Here is a 16331-nt window from a genome sequence, read left to right on the forward strand (position 1 = left end):
TCAGCCCTGGCCGCAGGCGCGGTTGGCCGGTACGGCAACGTCCATCAGGCGCGGGTTGGCCAGCTTCAGCCCGGCCATCAGGCGGGCATAGGCCTCGGCGTCGGCCACCTGCAGGCGCGGGTTGTGCGCGGCTTCCTCGGCGATGCTGGAGCGCGTCCAGCCGCGGTAGTCGTGGCCGGGCCAGACGGCGGTGTCGCCGGGCAGGGCGAGCAGGCGCTGCAGGCTGGCCCATTGCGCGCGGGCGTCGCCGTTCTGGAAGTCGGTGCGGCCGCTGCCGCGGATCAGCAGGGTGTCGCCGGTGAACAGCTGGGCCGGCTCGCCGGCGCCGGCCGGCAGCAGGAAGCAGTAGGAGTCGTCGGTGTGCCCGGGAGTGTGCCAGGCGATCAGCTCGCGCCGGCCGAAGCTCAGGCGCTGCCCGTCGGCGAAGGTGAAGCTGGCGCAGGTGCTGCCGCTCTGGGCGCCGAAGCCGCTGCGGCAGCCGGTGGCGTCGCGCAGGCCGCCGAGGGCGGTGATGTGGTCGGCATGGGTGTGGGTGTCCACGGCCAGCACCAGGCGCAGCTGCAGCTCGCCGAGCAGGTGCAGGTAGTCGTCCAGCTTGTCCTTGACCGGATCGATCAGAACCGCTTCGCCCTGATCGGCGAGCAGGTAGGTGTAGGTCGAGCTGACACTATCGAAGAATTGGCGAAACAGCATTTCAGGCTCCTCCGAGGAGTTTCTGCGCGGCCAGCGACAGGCTGACCACGACCAGCATCAGGGCAAACAGACGTTGCAGCAGAGGCCCGCCGAGGCGTTGCGCCAGCAGGTTGCCGCCCAGCACGCCGAGCGCGCCGCCGACGGCCAGGCTGGCGAGCAGCAGGGGCGACGGGTTGGCGCCACTCAGGTAGAGGACGAAGCCGCCGCCGGAGACCAGGGCGATCACCGCCATCGAGGTGGCCGTGGCGGCCAGCATGGACAGCGGGGTGAACCAGAGCAGGGCGGGCACCACCAGGAAGCCGCCGCCGACGCCGAGCAGCCCGGAGAGCAGGCCGACCGCCAGGCCGATGCCGACCAGCGGCAGGTGGCGGGTGATGGCCTGCTCGTGGCGCGGCAGGCGGGCGCCGCGCCACATGCGCCAGGCCGACCACAGCACCAGCAGGCAGAAGGCGATGATCAGCGGCGCCTCGGCGACGAAGCGGCCCAGCCACTGGCCCAGGGCATTGCCCGGCAGGCCGCATAGGCTCAGCAGCAGCACCGGGCGCCAGGCCACCAGGCCCTGGACGGCCCGCGGGATGGCGCCGACCAGGGCGGTCAGGGCCACGGCGCCGAGGCTCACGCCGATGGCGTCGCGCAGTGGCAGGTGCAGGCTGAGCAGCAGCGGCAGGGCCACCAGCGAGCCGCCGGCCCCGGTCAGGCCGAGCAGCAGGCCGAGCACCACGCCGATGCCGAGGGTCTCGAACAGCAACCCCTCCATCAACGGTTCCAGGGCATGCGCGCCAGCAGCAGGGCCATGGCGCAGGTGTTGCTGATGCCGGCGAAGGTCAGCCCGGCGCCGACGAAGGCGGCCAGGCCGTACCAGCCGGGGTGCAGCCAGGTGCCGAGGATGCAGCCGAGCAGCACCAGGCTGCCGGCAGTGATCTGCACCTGGCGCTGCAGGCTGATCACGCCGCTGGCGGCCTGGTTCAGCGGCATGCTGCAGGCCACGCAGGCCTCGGTGCCGCCGTCGACCACCTGGATGCCGGGCAGCAGGTGCTGCAGCTGCTCGGCGGCGCGCTGGGCGCGCTGGCCGCGCTGGCACAGCAGGTAGAGCTCATCGCCACTGTGCAGGCCTTCGCTCTTGAGCTGGGCCACCAGCTGCTCGGGGTTGAGCTGGTCGAGCGGCACATTGCGCGCGCCGGCCACATGCTGGGCGCGGAATTCCGCCGGGCTGCGCACGTCGATGAGAAAACGCACCCGGCCCTGGTGCTGGGCGGCGGCGAAGCGCGGGGCGTCGATCAGGCAGAAAGACTGGTTCATGGGGTACTCCAGGGGGTATCAGGTGTATTTGGTGAAGATGGCGCGCACGCGCGCCAGGGTTTCGGCATCGTCGCGCGCCGGGTCGAGCACGGTTTCCTCGAGCAGGCAGGCGAGCATTTCCTGGTAGGCCTTATCCAGGGCCTTGCGCGCGGCGGCGAACTGCTGGGCGATGGCCTCGCACTCCTCGCCGCGGCGGATCATCGCCTGGATGCCGCGGATCTGCCCTTCGACGCGGGCCAAGCGCTTGAGCATGGCGTCCTGGTGGGGCGCGCGGTTTTCCGGGGTCATGGCTGTACCTCGCCGATTGGCCGGCGCAGGGTGAAGGCGCCGCGCAGCTCGCCCAGCTGGAAGCCGCGGGCCTGGTCCTGCGGATAACGCTGATCGAGCAGGGCCGCCACGGGCGCCTTGATCTGGCTGCCGTGGCAGGCCAGGCAGGGTTCGCCGGTGGCGATGGCCTGCATGTAGCGGAATTCGCCGTCGACCACGGCCGCCTGGCGCATCTGCGCCAGCGGCTCGCCGGCCTGGCTGCGCCGGGCGAAGTCTTCCAGCACCTGGCGTTCCCAGGCATCCGCCTGGTTGGCCGGGTTGCGCAGGCGCAGGGCCGTGCGGCCGATGCGCCACGGACTCCGGCTGTGCTGCTCGGCGATCTGCGGGGCGAGCGCCTGGCAGGCCTCGACCGCGGCAGTCGGGCCGCCGCTGGCCACGGCCTGCTGCACGGTCTGCAACAGTTGCTGCTGGAACGGCGGAATCAGGCTGGCGGCTTCGGCGGCCAGGTGGTCGCTGTCGAGCGGGGCGGCGGCCCAGCTCAGGGCGGGCAGGGCGGCACAGAGAAATAGCAGGCGCATGGAGAACACTCCCGGGATTTATATACCCCGTGGAGTATGTTGGCGAGGGCGAGCGAAGGCAAGGGCCGGTTATCGGCCTGCGGCTATCGGCCGCGGATCAGCTGGCGCAGCGGGAAGCGGTTGGGGTGGCAGGCTTCGGCCACGCTGCGCGGCAGCGGCAGCGGCTCGTCGTTCAGCCAGGCGGCCAGCAGCTCGCCACACAGCGGTGCAGTGATCAGCCCGCGCGAGCCGTGGCCGCTGTTGACGTAGAGGCCGTCCAGCCAGGGGCAGGGAGTATCCGGCACCTGGCGGGCATCCTTGCCGAGTACCGCGTAGGCGCTGGCGAAGGCCTGGCTGTCGGCCAGCGGGCCGACGATCGGCAGGTAGTCCGGGCTGGTGCAGCGGAAGGCGGCGCGGCCCTGTAGCTGCGCCGGGTCGAGCCGGTCGAGCTGCAGCCGCTGGCACAGGTCGCCGGAGATCTCCCGCAGCAGTTCGAGGTTGCTCGCATGTTCGGCGGCGGTGGGCTCGCAGTCCTGGCTGTGGAAGTCGAAGCTGGCGCCGAGGGTGTGCTCGCCCGCCCGCGGCGGCGCCACGTAGCCGTCGGCACAGACCACGCAGGCCAGCTCGCGGCTGCTTTCGGTCTGCGGCAGGCGGCTGATCTGCCCGCGTATGCGCTTGAGCGGCAGCGCGCTGGAAGCGGCGAAGCGCTTCACCTCGGCGGCGCCGGCCAGCACCGCGACCGGCGCCTCGGCCAGCAGGCGTTCGCCGTCGCGGGCTTGCCAGCACCCGTCGATCCGCTCCAGCTGCAGCGCCTCGCTGTGCAGCAACAGCCGGATGTTCGGCTGGCTGGCCAGCAGCTGGCACAGGGCTGGCGGGTGTACCCAGCCGGCCTCCGGGTAGAACAGGCCGCCGGCGGGCAGGGCAATGCCGGCGCGGGCCTCGGCCTGTTCCCGGCTCAGGGCTTGCAGCAGGTCGGCGGGGAAGGCCGCCGCCAGGCGCGCCTGGCGTTCGCCCTCCTGGGCGTCGAAGGCCAGTTGCAGCACGCCGCAGGCGTCCCAGTCCTGCGGCCGCGGCAGGCGTTCGAGCAGGCGCCGGGTGTGGCCGAAGCCGCTGACCACCAGCTGCGACAGGGCGGTGCCGTGGGCCGAGAGTTTCAGGTAGAGCACGCCCTGCGGGTTGCCGGAGGCTTCCTGGGCGACCGCGTTGTGGCGCTCCAGCAGGCTCACCTGCCAGCCGCGGGCGGCCAGGCTGGCCGCCGTGGCGCAACCGGCCAGGCCGGCACCGATCACCAGCGCCTGGCGCTGCGCGGGGGCCGGCGCCGGGCGGGCGAACCAGGGCTTGGCCGGCTCCGGCGCGGGGCCGGCGTAGTCGCCGCGCAGGTTCTCCCACTTCGTGCCATGGCCGGGCACCCGGCGCATGGCGAAGCCGGCGGCGGCCAGGCCGCGGCGCACGAAGCCGGTGCTGGCGAAGGTGCCCAGGCGGGTGCCGGGGGCGGACAGGCGGGCGAGCTGGTCGAACAGCGCCTGGCTCCACATCTCCGGGTTCTTGGCCGGGGCGAAGCCGTCGAGGAACCACACATCGATGCGTGCGTCCAGTTGCGGCAGCAGTTCCAGGGCGTCGCCGATCAGCAGGGTGAGGACCACCCGGCCGCCAGCCAGGACCAGGCGCTGAAAGCCGGCATGAATGGCCACGTACTGCTCCAGCAGCTGCGTCGCCCAGGGCGCCAGCTCTGGCCACAGGGCCAGGGCGCGTTGCAGGTCGGCGCGGCGCAGTGGGTATTTCTCCACGCTGACGAAGTGCAGCTGGGCATCGGCCGGCGCGCTCTGCTCGAACAGCTGCCAGGCGCAGAGGAAGTTGGTGCCGGTGCCGAAGCCGGTCTCGCCGATGACCAGGCGCCCGTCGGCGGGCAGGGCGGCGCAGCGTTCGGCCAGCTGGGTGTTGGCGAGGAACACGTGGCGGGTCTCGCCGAGGCCGTCTTCGCGGGCAAAGTAGACATCGTCGAACTGGCGCGACAGGGGCTGGCCCTGTTCCGTCCAGTCGAGCTGGGCGTGGTGGATAGCGGTCATGGCGAAAGGTGCTGGCAGCCTGGAGCGAGGCGCGCATTGTAGCCGGAACTGTAAGCGGGTTCGCGGCTGTCGGCGTAGGCTTGGCGCTGCCGAATCCGCTAGGCTGAGCGGGTCAGATCAAGGAGCTGCATATGTTCGAATCCGCCGAGCTGGGCCATGCCATCGACGAGGACACCTACAACCGGGAAGTGCCGATACTGCGCGAGGCGCTGCTGGAGGCGCAGTACGAGCTGAAGCAGCAGGGGCGCTTCCCGGTGATCATCCTGATCAACGGTGTGGAGGGTGCGGGCAAGGGCGAGACGGTCAAGCTGCTCAACGAGTGGATGGACCCGCGCCTGATCCAGGTCAGTACCTTCGACCGGCAGACCGACGAGGAGCTGGCGCGACCGCCGGCCTGGCGCTTCTGGCGGCAGCTGCCGCCCAAGGGGCGGATCGGCATCTTCTTCGGCAACTGGTACAGCCAGATGCTCCAGGGGCGGGTGCACGGGCGCATCAAGAACGCCGTGCTGGACCAGGCCATCGATAGTGCCCTGAGCCTGGAGCAGATGCTCTGCGACGAAGGCGCGCTGATCTTCAAGTTCTGGTTCCACCTGTCCAAGAAGCAGATGAAGGCCCGTCTCAAGGCGCTGCAGGATGACCCGCTGCACAGCTGGCGCATCAGCCCGCTGGACTGGCAGCAGTCGGAAACCTACGACCGCTTCGTGCGGTTCGGCGAGCGCGTGCTGCGCCGCAGCAGCCGCGATTTCGCGCCCTGGTACGTGGTTGAGGGGGCCGACGAGCATTACCGCAGCCTGATGGTCGGGCGCATCCTCCTCGACGGCCTGCAGGCGGCGCTCAAGGTGAAGAAACGGCGCCCGCCGCAGCCCCATGTGGCCCCGCTGGTGGCCAGCCTGGACAACCTCGGCCTACTCAACAGCCTGGACATGAGCCAGAGCCTGGACAAGGACGACTACCAGGAGCAGCTGGCGGCCGAGCAGGCCCGCCTGGCCGGCCTGATGCGCGACAAGCGCATGCGTCGGCACGCCCTGGTAGCGGTGTTCGAGGGCAACGATGCGGCCGGCAAGGGCGGCGCCATTCGCCGCGTGGCGGCGGCGCTCGACCCGCGCCAGTACCGCATCGTGCCGGTGGCCGCGCCCACCGAGGAGGAGCGCGCGCAGCCGTATCTGTGGCGCTTCTGGCGGCATGTCCCGGCGCGCGGCAATTTCACCGTGTTCGATCGCTCCTGGTATGGCCGGGTGCTGGTGGAGCGGGTCGAGGGCTTCTGCGAGCCGAGCGACTGGCTGCGCGCCTACAGCGAGATCAACGACTTCGAGGAGCAGCTCAGCGATGCCGGCGTGGTGCTGGTCAAGTTCTGGCTGGCCATCGACCAGGACACCCAGTACCAGCGCTTCAAGGAGCGCGAGCAGATCGCCTTCAAGCGTTTCAAGATCACCGAGGAGGACTGGCGCAACCGCGACAAGTGGCAGGACTACTGCGACGCGGTGGGTGACATGGTCGATCGCACCAGCACCGCCATCGCGCCCTGGACCCTGGTCGAGGCCAACGACAAGCGCTTTGCCCGGGTCAAGGTGCTGCGCACGATCAACCAGGCGCTGGAACAGGCTTTTGCCAAGGATTGAGGTCGGGCGGCCGGCGCAGCCCGGGAGGCGGGGCGCTCAGTTCACCCGGCTTTCGATGACGTCGCGGCCCTGCTGGATGCGGCGGATATAGCTGACGATCTCGCGTTCGGCATCGACCCGGGTGAAGTACGGGCCTTCCAGGGTGCCTTCGCGGGTGGAGAAGAAGTACTGGCCGTTGACGGCGCTGAGCCGCTCGCTGCGGTAGTGCGTACCGGGAGCCGGGTCGACATGGCGCTGACCGAACATGGTGGAGTCTCCTGCCGGAGGATGAGCTGTTTTCAGTCTAGCGTTTGCAGACCGACGGGCACGACTGCGCGACAGGTGGTCGAATTTCGCTCGGATGCGCCACGCCGGCCTGCTGGCTCAGGCTGTGTGGCGGGTAGATCAGGGGCACAGTTGCGGGCTGACCATCCGGTCAACTGTGTCTGTGTGCGGCGGCGTTCTGCGCCTAGAATGAACGCCTGCTGCGCTGCCGCTGGGAGCGCGCGTTCCTGTCGAGGCTGTCATGCACGTTTCCTCCGGCCGTTGGCTCTACGGCCTGCTTCTCGCCCTGACCACCGCGCTGCTGTGGGGCATCCTGCCGATCAAGCTGAAGGAGGTGCTGCGGGTACTCGATCCGATCACCGTCACCTGGTTTCGCCTGCTCGGCGCCGGCCTGCTGCTGCTCGTCTGGCTGACGCTGAGCCGGCGCCTGCCGCGCTTTGCCGCGCTGGGGCGCAAGGGGCGCTGGTTGCTGCTGCTGGCGATTGCCGGGATGGTGGCCAACTATGTGCTGTACCTGGTCGGCCTCAACCTGCTCAGCCCGGGCACCACCCAGCTGGTGATCCAGATGGCGCCGATCCTGTTTCTGATCGCCAGCCTGTTCGTCTTCCGCGAGTCGTTCAGCCGGGCCCAGGGCATCGGCCTGGGCATCCTGCTGCTGGGCTTCGGCCTGTTCTTCAACCAGCGCCTGCACGAGCTGCTGACCTCGCTGACGGCCTACACCAGCGGCGTGCTGATCGTGCTGCTGGCGGCCTTCCTCTGGACCTTCTACGGCCTGGCGCAGAAGCAGTTGCTGACCGTGTGGAACTCGCTGCAGGTGATGATGGTGATCTACCTGGCCTGCGCCCTGCTGCTCACGCCCTGGGCGCGGCCGCTGCAGGCATTGCAGCTCAGCCCGGTGCAGGGCTGGCTGCTGCTGGCCTGCTGCCTGAACACCCTGGTGGCCTATGGCGCCTTCGCCGAGGCGCTGGCGCACTGGGAGGCCTCGCGGGTCAGCGCGACCCTGTCGATCACCCCGCTGGTGACCTTCGTCGCCGTCGCCGTGTCTGCCAGCCTGTGGCCCGCGCACGTGCAGCCGGAGCAGATCAACTGGCTGGCCTACGGCGGCGCGCTGCTGGTGGTGCTGGGCTCGGCCCTGACCGCGCTGGGGCCCTCCCTGCTGGCCGGCTGGCGGGCGCGCAAGGCACGCCAGCTGGCGCAACTCTAAGGTCTGCGGGCAAGACTCAGGCGCGCACGCCCAGGCGTTCGGCGCGGCGCAGCCAGTCCTGGCGCTGTTCCTCGGAGGAGGGGCGCACCGGGGCGAACTCGGCCAGGCGGCGGGTCTTGATGCCGCTGAAACCGAGGATGGTGCGGGTCATCTGCCGGTGCGCCGGCGCGCCGTAGATCCAGCGGAAGTACCAGGGCGGCGTGTCCAGGGTCACCAGCAGGTCGGCGGTGCGCCCGCTGAGCAGCTTGTCCCACAGCTGCGAGCGGTTGCGGTACTTGAAGGCGAAGCCGGGCAGGAACACCCGGTCGAAGAAGCCCTTGAGCAGGGCCGGCACGCCGCCCCACCAGACCGGGTAGACGAACACCAAGTGCTCGGCCCAGTGGATCTGCCGCTGGGCCTCCAGCAGGTCGGGCTCCAGGGCCTGGCCCTGGCTGTAGCCGTCGCGCAGGATCGGGTCGAACTGCAGTTCGCCGAGGCGCAGCTGGCGCACCACATGGCCTTCGCCACGCGCGCCGCTGCTGTAGGCCTCGGCCAGGGCGTGGCAGAGGCTGTCGGACTTGGGCGTGCCGAGGATCAGCAGGATCCGTTTGCCGTCGCCTTCCAGTGGAGTGGCGCCGCTTCTTCCTTCTTCAACCATGTTGACCAGACTCCAGCATGTCTTGCGGGCGGACCCAGGCGTCGAATTGTTCGTTGTTCACATAGCCCAGCTGCAGGGCCGCTTCGCGCAGGCTGAGGCCCTCGGCGTAGGCCTTCTTGGCGATCTCGGCGGCCTTGTCGTAGCCGATGTGCGGGTTCAGCGCGGTGACCAGCATCAGCCCGCGCTCCAGGTGCGCGGCCATCTGCCGGGCGTCCGGTTGCAGGCCGGCGATGCAGTGCTGGTTGAAGTTGCGGCAGCCATCGGCCAGCAGTCGGATCGACTGCAGCAGGTTGTGGATGATCACCGGCTTGAACACGTTGAGCTGCAGGTGGCCCTGGCTGGCGGCGAAGGCGATGCTGGCGTCGTTGCCCAGCACCTGGCAGGCGAGCATGGACAGCGCCTCGCACTGGGTTGGGTTGACCTTGCCGGGCATGATCGAGCTGCCCGGCTCGTTGGCCGGCAGGCGCACTTCGGCGAAGCCGGCGCGCGGCCCGGAGCCGAGCAGGCGCAGGTCGTTGGCGATCTTCATCAGCGCCACGGCCAGGGTCTTCAGGGCTCCGGACAGGCTGACCAGCGGCTCGTGCCCGGCCAGGGCGGCGAACTTGTTCGGTGCGCTGACCAGGGGCAGGCCGCTGAGGCCGGCCAGCTCGGCGGCCATGGCCTCGGCAAAGCCCTGCGGCGCGTTGAGCCCGGTGCCCACCGCGGTGCCGCCCTGGGCCAGCTCGCAGACGGCCGGCAGGCAGGCGCGGATGGCCCGCTCGGCGTAGTCGAGCTGGGCGACGAAGGCCGACAGTTCCTGGCCGAAGGTGATCGGCGTGGCATCCATCAGGTGGGTGCGCCCGGTCTTGACCAGGTCCATGTGCCGCGCCGCCTGGGCGGCCAGGCCGCCGGACAGCTCGGCGATGGCCGGCAGCAGGTCGTGCTGCACGGCCTGCACGGCGGCGATGTGCATGGCGGTGGGGAAGCTGTCGTTGGAACTCTGCGCGCGGTTGACGTGGTCGTTGGGGTGCACCGGGCTCTTGCCGCCGCGGCCCTGGCCGGCCAGCTCGTTGGCGCGCCCGGCGAGCACTTCGTTGACGTTCATGTTGCTCTGCGTGCCGCTGCCGGTCTGCCAGACCACCAGGGGAAACTGGGCGTCATGCTGGCCGGCCAGCACTTCGTCGGCGGCCTGTTCGATCAGCCGGGCGATGTCGGCATCGAGCTCGCCGCTGCGCTGGTTGACCCGGGCGGCGGCCTTCTTGATCAGGGCCAGGGCATGCACCACGGCCAGCGGCATGCGCTGCTCGCCGATGGCGAAATTGAGCAGCGAGCGTTGGGTCTGGGCGCCCCAGTAGGCGTCTTCGGGGACTTCGATGGCGCCGATGCTGTCGGTTTCGATGCGGCTCATGGGCTTTCTCCTGGTAGGCCTGCCGCAGTTTAGGCCGCGTAGCGCCGCAGGGGTTCCCGCCTGTCTCTATCGGCCTTATTACCAGCGCGCATGGGTGGCGCCGACCCAGCCGTAGGCGCCGTTAACCGGTACTTTCTTGCCTTGCGGGTCGCGCAGCAGGCCATCGAAGCGGCCGAACCACTGGCGGGTATCGGCATAGAGCGGGCCGATCTGCGGGTAGGCCTGGTGCTGCTGGCGCGGGCTGAAGGTCAGCTCGACCTGACCGCTGGCGCTGCTCAGGCGCCAGGGGGCCAGCGGGCCCTGGGGGTTCTGTTCGATGCGTACCGGTTCCTCGAGGTGCAGCAGTTCGCCACCGAACCACAGGGCGTTCTCCGACAGGCCGCTGGCGTCGCACCAGCCGCTGCCGAAGTTGCCGGCGATGCCGCCGGGGGCGGCGAAGGCGGCGCGGGTCCAGTGGCTGCTCAGGGGCCAGACGCCGCGGGCGAAGTCCAGCGAGGCGAAGCTCTGCCCCGGCAGGCAGCCGTAGTGCCGCTCGCCCAGTTGCAGGTGGCCGCTCACCGGTAGGCCGAGCTGGCGGCAGGAGGCGTGAAAGGTCCGCTTGCCCATGGGGCAGACCAGGTTGACCGACTCCAGGTGGCTGGGGCGTTGGATCTCCAGGGCCACCTGCAGCGGCTGGCCGCCGATGTCCGCAGCGACCACGGTCAGGCGCACCGAGGAACCGCGGTCGTCGGCCCGCAGGTGCAGGCGGCTGTGGCGGAACTCGTGGCTTTCCAGGGGGGTGTCGGGCAGGTCGCAGCCGCGGCCCAGCGGGCGCAGGTGCTTGCGGCTGGCCAGTTCGCCGCTGTCGAGGTCGAGGAAGTAGGCGGCGCCGTAGCTCAGGTAGTCGAGGTCGGCGAAGGTCAGGGCCAGCATCCACTGCGGGGTGGTGATGCACCAGTGGTTCCAGCGCTTGCGCCGGCCGAAATGCCCGGGAATGGCGCAGTGCACGGCCGGGCGCGGCGACCAGCCAACGGCCTGCGGGTTCAGCTGACCGCGGGCATCGCACAATGGCTGCAGGGTGGGAAAGGTGAAGCTGTTCATCAGACACGTCCGTGTGTGAAGCGTTACCGGGCTGTTCCGGTGACTGACAGGAAGGTTGCCGCTCGAATGGCGCGCAGCATGCCCGCACGTAGTCAGGATGGGCAAGTACTGGCCATTTGACAACCGCCCAGCGGTCCTTCCGTCAGGCCCCGGCTTGAGCGGCGCCGGTGCTGGGCGCAGAATGTGCGCCGTCAACTTTTTCCCTTACCTGGTCAGGAATTGCCATGAGCCGTCTGCGCTTTCTTTGTTCCGCTTTGCTGCTGGTCGCCAGCGGCCCGGTGTTTGCCGATGCGGCCAGCCACGCGGCCCAGGCCGAACGCTTTCTCGAACTGACCCGTGCCGACAAGCTCACCATGCCGGTGTATGCCCAGGTGCAGCAGATGTTCGCCCAGCGCTTTGCCGAGGCCCAGGCCCCGCAAAGCCAGCGCGCCGTGCTCGAAGGCTACCAGGCCAAGGCCAACGCGGCGCTCGACCGCGCCATCGGCTGGGACAAGCTGGAGCCCGACATGGTGCGCCTGTACACCAGTAACTTCAGCGAAACCGAGCTGAAGGAGCTGATGGCCTTCTACCAGAGCCCGCTGGGGCGCAAGGTGCTGGAAAAGATGCCGACGCTGGCTGCGCAGTCGGTACAGATCTCCCAGGCGCGTCTGCAACCGGCGGTGCCGGAGGTGAACAAGCTGCTCGGCGAGATGTCCGCCGAACTGCAGAAACCCCAAGCCAAGCCCTGAGGAGCCGAACATGAGCATGCGCGAGAAGATCCAGCAGGCCCTCGAGGCTCTGCAGCCCGAACACCTCGAGGTGCTGGATGAAAGCCATATGCACAGCCGGGGCCAGGAAACCCACTACAAGGCGGTGGTGGTCAGCGACCTGTTTGCCGGGCTGAATGCGGTCAAGCGCCACCAGAAGGTGTATACCAGCCTCGGCGACCTGATGCCGCAGTTCCATGCCCTGGCGCTGCACACCTACACCCTGCAGGAGTGGGCGGAGCAGGGCGGGGCGCCGGATTCGCCGACCTGCAAAGGCGGCAGCAAGCACGACCACTGAGAATCTATCTCGGATCTCTTGATCGTCGGCCATGCTGCGTTGAAATCGGGCTCGGGCTGCTCATTTACAGCTCGTAAACTCCGCGCCCTCGCCCAATTTCGCCTTGCCTGGCTCTAGCTCAAAAGACCCGAAACAGATTCTGAGGTTTGGTCGCCGCTTCCGTTGATCCAGCCCGGATGCGCCGCGCTATCACCCTGCGTTAGAATTGTCCCCGCGCCGGCCTCTGCCGGCGCTGTCGTTTAACCACCCCCGGTCCGCCCTTTGCGCGGGCGACCACTGGAGAGATTGTTCCTGATGACTGCCAAGATCGTCGTGGCGGCGCTGTACAAGTTCGTGTCCCTGCCGGACTACGAAGCGCTGCGCGAACCCCTGCTGCAAACCCTGCTCGACAACGCCATCAAAGGCACCCTGCTGCTGGCCGAGGAAGGCATCAACGGTACCGTGTCCGGCAGCCGCGAAGGCATCGACGGCCTGCTCGCCTGGTTCCGCCAGGACGCCCGCCTGGCCGATATCGACCACAAGGAGTCGTACTGCGACGAGCAGCCGTTCTACCGCACCAAGGTCAAGCTGAAGAAGGAAATCGTCACCCTCGGCGTGCCGGGCGTGGATCCCAACAGCAAGGTCGGCACCTATGTCGAGCCGCAGGACTGGAATGCCCTGATCAGCGACCCCGAGGTGCTGCTGATCGACACCCGCAACGACTACGAAGTGGCCATCGGCACCTTCGAGGGCGCCATCGACCCCAAGACCAAGTCGTTCCGCGAGTTCCCCGAGTACATCAAGGCCCACTTCGACCCGAGCAAGCACAAGAAGGTGGCGATGTTCTGCACCGGCGGCATCCGCTGCGAGAAGGCCTCCAGCTACATGCTCGGCGAGGGCTTCGAGGAGGTCTATCACCTCAAGGGTGGCATCCTCAAATACCTCGAGCAAGTGCCGCAGGACGCGACCAAGTGGCGCGGCGACTGCTTCGTGTTCGACAACCGGGTCACCGTGCGCCACGATTTGAGCGAAGGCGACTACGACCAGTGCCATGCCTGCCGTAACCCGATCTCCGTGGAAGATCGCCAGTCCGAGCACTATGCCCCCGGCATCAGCTGCCCGTACTGCTGGGACAGCCTGTCGGAGAAGACCCGCACCAGCGCCCGCGAACGGCAGAAACAGATCGAGATCGCCAAGGCGCGCAACCTGCCGCACCCCATCGGTTACAACTACAAGGCCGTCGACCAGTAAGGATCAGCCTGTGCGCCCACCCCGCCTGCTCTATGTGATGGACCCCATGTGCTCCTGGTGCTGGGGCTTCGCCCCGGTGGTCGAGGCGTTGGCGCGCCAAGCCGGCGCGGCGGGCGTGCCGCTGCATTTCGTCGTGGGTGGCCTGCGCCAGGAGCGCGCGGCACTGGATGCGGCCGGCAGGGTGCGCATCCTCGCCCACTGGCAGGCGGTGAATGCGCGCACCGGGCAGCTGTTCGACTTCGCTGCCGCGCTGCCCGAGGGCCTGGTCTACAACACCGAGCCGGCCTGCCGGGCACTGGTCACCGCGCGCAGCGTCGACGAGCAGAGCGTGGCGCCGCTGGCCCGCCTGATCCAGCAAGCCTTCTACGCCGAAGGCCGCGATGTCACCCGGGCCCAGGTGCTGGTGGAACTGGCCGAGCAGGCCGGCATTCCGCGTATCGAGTTCGCCGAGCTGTTCGACAGCGAGCAGATGCATGCGGCCACCGCCGCCGATTTCTCCTGGGCGCAGGATCTCGGCATCGCCGGCTTCCCCACCTTGCTGGCCGAGCGCGATGGCCAGCTGGCCCTGCTGACCAACGGCTACCAGCCCCTCGAGGTACTGGCGCCGCTGCTCGAACGCTGGCTGGCGCGGGGGCAGCGTGGCTGACCGGCTGAGCTGGGCGGAGATCCGCCAGCTGGCCTTGCGTCATCGCAAGGCGCTGCTGCTGGCCAACCTGGTCGCCGTCTTCGCCACCCTGTGCAGTGTGCCGATCCCGCTGCTGCTGCCGCTGCTGGTGGATGAAGTGCTGCTCGGCGATGGCACGGCCGCGCTCAAGGTTATGGACCGTTTCCTGCCCGCGGCCTGGGAGGGCGCGGCCGGCTACATCGGCCTGATGCTGGTGCTGACCCTGTTGCTGCGCCTCGGCGCCCTGGCCAGCAACGTGCTGCAGGCGCGCCTGTTCGCGCGGCTGTCCAAGGACGTGATCTACCGTCTGCGCATCCGCCTGATCGAGCGGCTCAAGCGCATCGCCCTCGGCGAGTACGAGAACCTCGGCGGCGGCACGGTCAGCGCGCACCTGGTCACCGACCTGGACACCCTCGACAAGTTCATCGGCGAAACCCTGTCGCGGGTACTGGTGGCCCTGCTGACCCTGGCCGGGACCTCGGCCATCCTGCTGTGGATGCACTGGCAACTGGCGCTGCTGATCCTGCTGTTCAACCCGCTGGTGATCTACGCCACGGTGCAGCTGGGCAAGCAGGTCAAGCACCTGAAGAAGCTGGAGAACGACAGCACCGCGCGCTTCACCCAGGCCCTGACCGAAACCCTCGAGGCCATTCAGGAAGTGCGTGCCGGCAATCGCCAGGGCTTTTTCCTCGGCCGCCTCGGCCTGCGTGCCAAAGAGGTGCGCGACTACGCCGTGGCCTCGCAGTGGAAGAGCGACGCGGCCAGCCGCGGCAGCGGCCTGCTGTTCCAGTTCGGCATCGACCTGTTCCGCGCCGCGGCCATGCTGACGGTGCTGTTCTCCGACCTGTCGATCGGCCAGATGCTCGCCGTGTTCAGCTACCTGTGGTTCATGATCGGCCCGGTCGAGCAGCTGCTCAGCCTGCAGTACGCCTACTATGCCGCCGGCGGCGCGCTGCAGCGGATCAACGAGCTGCTGGTGCGGGCCGACGAACCGCAGTACCCGGGCCACAGCGATCCGTTCGCGGGCCGCGAGACGGTGGGCATCGAGGTGCGCGGGCTGAGGTTCGCCTACCGCGACGAGCCGGTGCTGGAGGATCTCGACCTGGCCATCGCACCCGGCGAGAAGGTGGCCATAGTCGGTGCCTCCGGGGGAGGCAAGAGCACCCTGGTGCAGCTGCTGCTCGGCCTGTACTCGGCCCAGGCCGGGAGCATCCGCTACGGCGGCGCCAGCCTGGAGGAGATCGGCCTGGAGCGGGTACGCGAGCATGTGGCGGTGGTGCTGCAGCATCCGGCGCTGTTCAACGACACGGTACGCGCCAACCTGTGCATGGGCCGCGAACGCACGGATCAGGCCTGCTGGCAGGCGCTGGAAATCGCCCAGCTGGCAAGCAGCATCCGCGCGCTGCCGGATGGCCTGGACAGCATCGTCGGGCGCTCCGGCGTGCGCCTGTCCGGCGGCCAGCGCCAGCGCCTGGCCGTGGCGCGCATGGTGCTGGCCGATCCCAAGGTGGTGATCCTCGACGAAGCCACCTCCGCCCTGGATGCGGCCACCGAATATGCCCTGCACCAGGCCCTGGCCGGCTTTCTCAACGGCCGCACCACGCTGATCATCGCCCACCGCCTGAGCGCGGTGAAACAGGCCGACCGCGTGCTGGTGTTCGATGGCGGGCGGATCGCCGAAGACGGCGACCACCAGCAGCTGATCGCCGAAGGCGGGCTGTACGCCAAACTCTACGGGCACCTGCAGCACTAGCCGAGCAGGGCGTCAGTACGCGTTCATCGGCTGGCGGCGCAGCCTCGCGATGCGGCTAATACACTGACAGCTTGGGGGTTATGACGAACTCGAGGAGAGGCGATCATGACAAAGCTCAAGCGGGTCCTGGCCTTGTCGGCCTGTGCCATGCTGCTGTCGGCGGGCATGCCGGCGCAGATCAATCCACTGATCGACTCGGCGTATGCGCGAGGCGGTGGTAATGGCGGCGGCAATGGCGGAGGTCACGGTGGCGGCCGTGGAGGTGGTCACGGCGGTGGCATTGGTGCCGGTCATGGCTCGGCGGGTGTCGGTCTCGGCCATGGCGTGGGCGCGGGCAATGGTCTGGGGCAGGGCAAGGGGCAGGGCAGGGGGCACGGTGCGGCGACCTCGGCTGCAGCCCGCTCCTCTGAAACCACCGGGCTGGCCAAGGCGATGTCGGTGGTTGCCACCACGCCAGCGGCCATCGCCGCGGCGCTGGGGCTGGACAAGGCCTTCGAGTCGAGCAGCAAGCATGACGATGCCATCGATGATGGGGTGGATCATCTCGACGATGGCGACCTGGACTGA

Annotated in this window: 18 protein-coding genes; 8 read left to right on the forward strand and 10 right to left on the reverse strand. The window is 69.1% G+C overall.

From position 1 onward, the window contains the following. The 6 genes from F3I16_RS07925 to mnmC all read right to left on the reverse strand — a co-directional run bounded on the left by F3I16_RS07925 (position 1) and on the right by mnmC (position 4882). Entirely contained in the window at positions 1-693 is a 693-nt protein-coding gene (locus tag F3I16_RS07925; protein WP_160493177.1) for an MBL fold metallo-hydrolase, read from the reverse strand. A 1-nt stretch (position 694) separates the two neighbouring features. Next, positions 695-1450, reverse strand: a complete 756-nt coding sequence (locus tag F3I16_RS07930) for a sulfite exporter TauE/SafE family protein (RefSeq protein WP_160493178.1) — start codon at positions 1448-1450, stop codon at positions 695-697. Continuing rightward, positions 1450-1992, reverse strand: coding sequence for a rhodanese-like domain-containing protein (locus F3I16_RS07935; protein ID WP_160493179.1), 543 nt, complete (start codon positions 1990-1992; stop codon positions 1450-1452). The genes F3I16_RS07930 and F3I16_RS07935 overlap by 1 nt, the downstream gene beginning before the upstream one ends. A gap of 18 nt (positions 1993-2010) precedes the next feature. Continuing rightward, positions 2011-2280 (reverse strand): metal-sensing transcriptional repressor, encoded by a 270-nt coding sequence (locus tag F3I16_RS07940; protein ID WP_256670116.1) that lies wholly within the window; start codon positions 2278-2280, stop codon positions 2011-2013. Next, complete coding sequence (locus F3I16_RS07945; RefSeq protein ID WP_160493180.1) at positions 2277-2837, reverse strand: DUF3365 domain-containing protein; 561 nt, start codon at positions 2835-2837, stop codon at positions 2277-2279. Before F3I16_RS07945 ends, F3I16_RS07940 begins: the two co-directional genes overlap by 4 nt. An 83-nt stretch (positions 2838-2920) precedes the next feature. Then, a complete protein-coding gene (gene mnmC, locus F3I16_RS07950; protein WP_160493181.1) occupies positions 2921-4882 on the reverse strand; it encodes a bifunctional tRNA (5-methylaminomethyl-2-thiouridine)(34)-methyltransferase MnmD/FAD-dependent 5-carboxymethylaminomethyl-2-thiouridine(34) oxidoreductase MnmC in 1962 nt (653 codons plus the stop codon). Between the two features lie 131 nt (positions 4883-5013). Between mnmC and pap the strand changes: the two genes are divergently transcribed. Further along, the gene (pap, locus tag F3I16_RS07955; protein ID WP_160493182.1) at positions 5014-6501 is read left to right on the forward strand and encodes a polyphosphate:AMP phosphotransferase; all 1488 of its coding nucleotides are present in this window, start codon (positions 5014-5016) and stop codon (positions 6499-6501) included. 36 nt (positions 6502-6537) lie between these two features. Here the strand turns inward: pap and F3I16_RS07960 are convergent, their stop codons facing one another. Continuing rightward, positions 6538-6747: a DUF6316 family protein gene (locus tag F3I16_RS07960; RefSeq protein ID WP_160493183.1), complete on the reverse strand. Its 210-nt coding sequence runs from the start codon at positions 6745-6747 to the stop codon at positions 6538-6540. A 259-nt stretch (positions 6748-7006) separates the two neighbouring features. Between F3I16_RS07960 and F3I16_RS07965 the strand changes: the two genes are divergently transcribed. Further along, a complete protein-coding gene (locus F3I16_RS07965) occupies positions 7007-7969 on the forward strand; it encodes a DMT family transporter (protein ID WP_160493184.1) in 963 nt (320 codons plus the stop codon). 16 nt (positions 7970-7985) lie between these two features. Here the strand turns inward: F3I16_RS07965 and F3I16_RS07970 are convergent, their stop codons facing one another. The 3 genes from F3I16_RS07970 to F3I16_RS07980 all read right to left on the reverse strand — a co-directional run bounded on the left by F3I16_RS07970 (position 7986) and on the right by F3I16_RS07980 (position 11073). Continuing rightward, on the reverse strand, positions 7986-8606 hold the full coding sequence (locus F3I16_RS07970; RefSeq protein WP_160493185.1) for an NAD(P)H-dependent oxidoreductase: 621 nt from the start codon (positions 8604-8606) through the stop codon (positions 7986-7988). After that, on the reverse strand, positions 8599-9993 hold the full coding sequence (locus F3I16_RS07975; RefSeq protein ID WP_160493186.1) for a class II fumarate hydratase: 1395 nt from the start codon (positions 9991-9993) through the stop codon (positions 8599-8601). The genes F3I16_RS07970 and F3I16_RS07975 overlap by 8 nt, the downstream gene beginning before the upstream one ends. A gap of 78 nt (positions 9994-10071) precedes the next feature. Then, positions 10072-11073 carry a DUF2804 domain-containing protein gene (locus F3I16_RS07980; protein ID WP_160493187.1) on the reverse strand — a complete coding sequence of 334 codons (1002 nt, stop codon included), beginning with the start codon at positions 11071-11073 and terminating at the stop codon, positions 10072-10074. A gap of 224 nt (positions 11074-11297) precedes the next feature. Between F3I16_RS07980 and F3I16_RS07985 the strand changes: the two genes are divergently transcribed. From F3I16_RS07985 to F3I16_RS08010, 6 genes are all read left to right on the forward strand, one after another. Then, positions 11298-11801, forward strand: a complete 504-nt coding sequence (locus tag F3I16_RS07985; protein WP_160079199.1) for a DUF2059 domain-containing protein — start codon at positions 11298-11300, stop codon at positions 11799-11801. 10 nt (positions 11802-11811) lie between these two features. Further along, positions 11812-12117: a BolA family transcriptional regulator gene (locus tag F3I16_RS07990; RefSeq protein WP_160493188.1), complete on the forward strand. Its 306-nt coding sequence runs from the start codon at positions 11812-11814 to the stop codon at positions 12115-12117. A 294-nt stretch (positions 12118-12411) separates the two neighbouring features. Then, positions 12412-13347, forward strand: coding sequence for a rhodanese-related sulfurtransferase (locus F3I16_RS07995; RefSeq protein ID WP_160493189.1), 936 nt, complete (start codon positions 12412-12414; stop codon positions 13345-13347). Between the two features lie 46 nt (positions 13348-13393). Continuing rightward, positions 13394-13993 carry a DsbA family protein gene (locus F3I16_RS08000; RefSeq protein ID WP_372239608.1) on the forward strand — a complete coding sequence of 200 codons (600 nt, stop codon included), beginning with the start codon at positions 13394-13396 and terminating at the stop codon, positions 13991-13993. Next, positions 13986-15764 carry an ABC transporter ATP-binding protein gene (locus F3I16_RS08005; RefSeq protein WP_160493190.1) on the forward strand — a complete coding sequence of 593 codons (1779 nt, stop codon included), beginning with the start codon at positions 13986-13988 and terminating at the stop codon, positions 15762-15764. Before F3I16_RS08000 ends, F3I16_RS08005 begins: the two co-directional genes overlap by 8 nt. 105 nt (positions 15765-15869) lie before the next feature. Further along, on the forward strand, positions 15870-16331 hold the full coding sequence (locus F3I16_RS08010) for a hypothetical protein (RefSeq protein ID WP_178116651.1): 462 nt from the start codon (positions 15870-15872) through the stop codon (positions 16329-16331).

Origin of the sequence: Pseudomonas sp. L-22-4S-12 (assembly GCF_009799935.1) — a bacterium.
Classification (GTDB): Bacteria; Pseudomonadota; Gammaproteobacteria; order Pseudomonadales; family Pseudomonadaceae; genus Aquipseudomonas.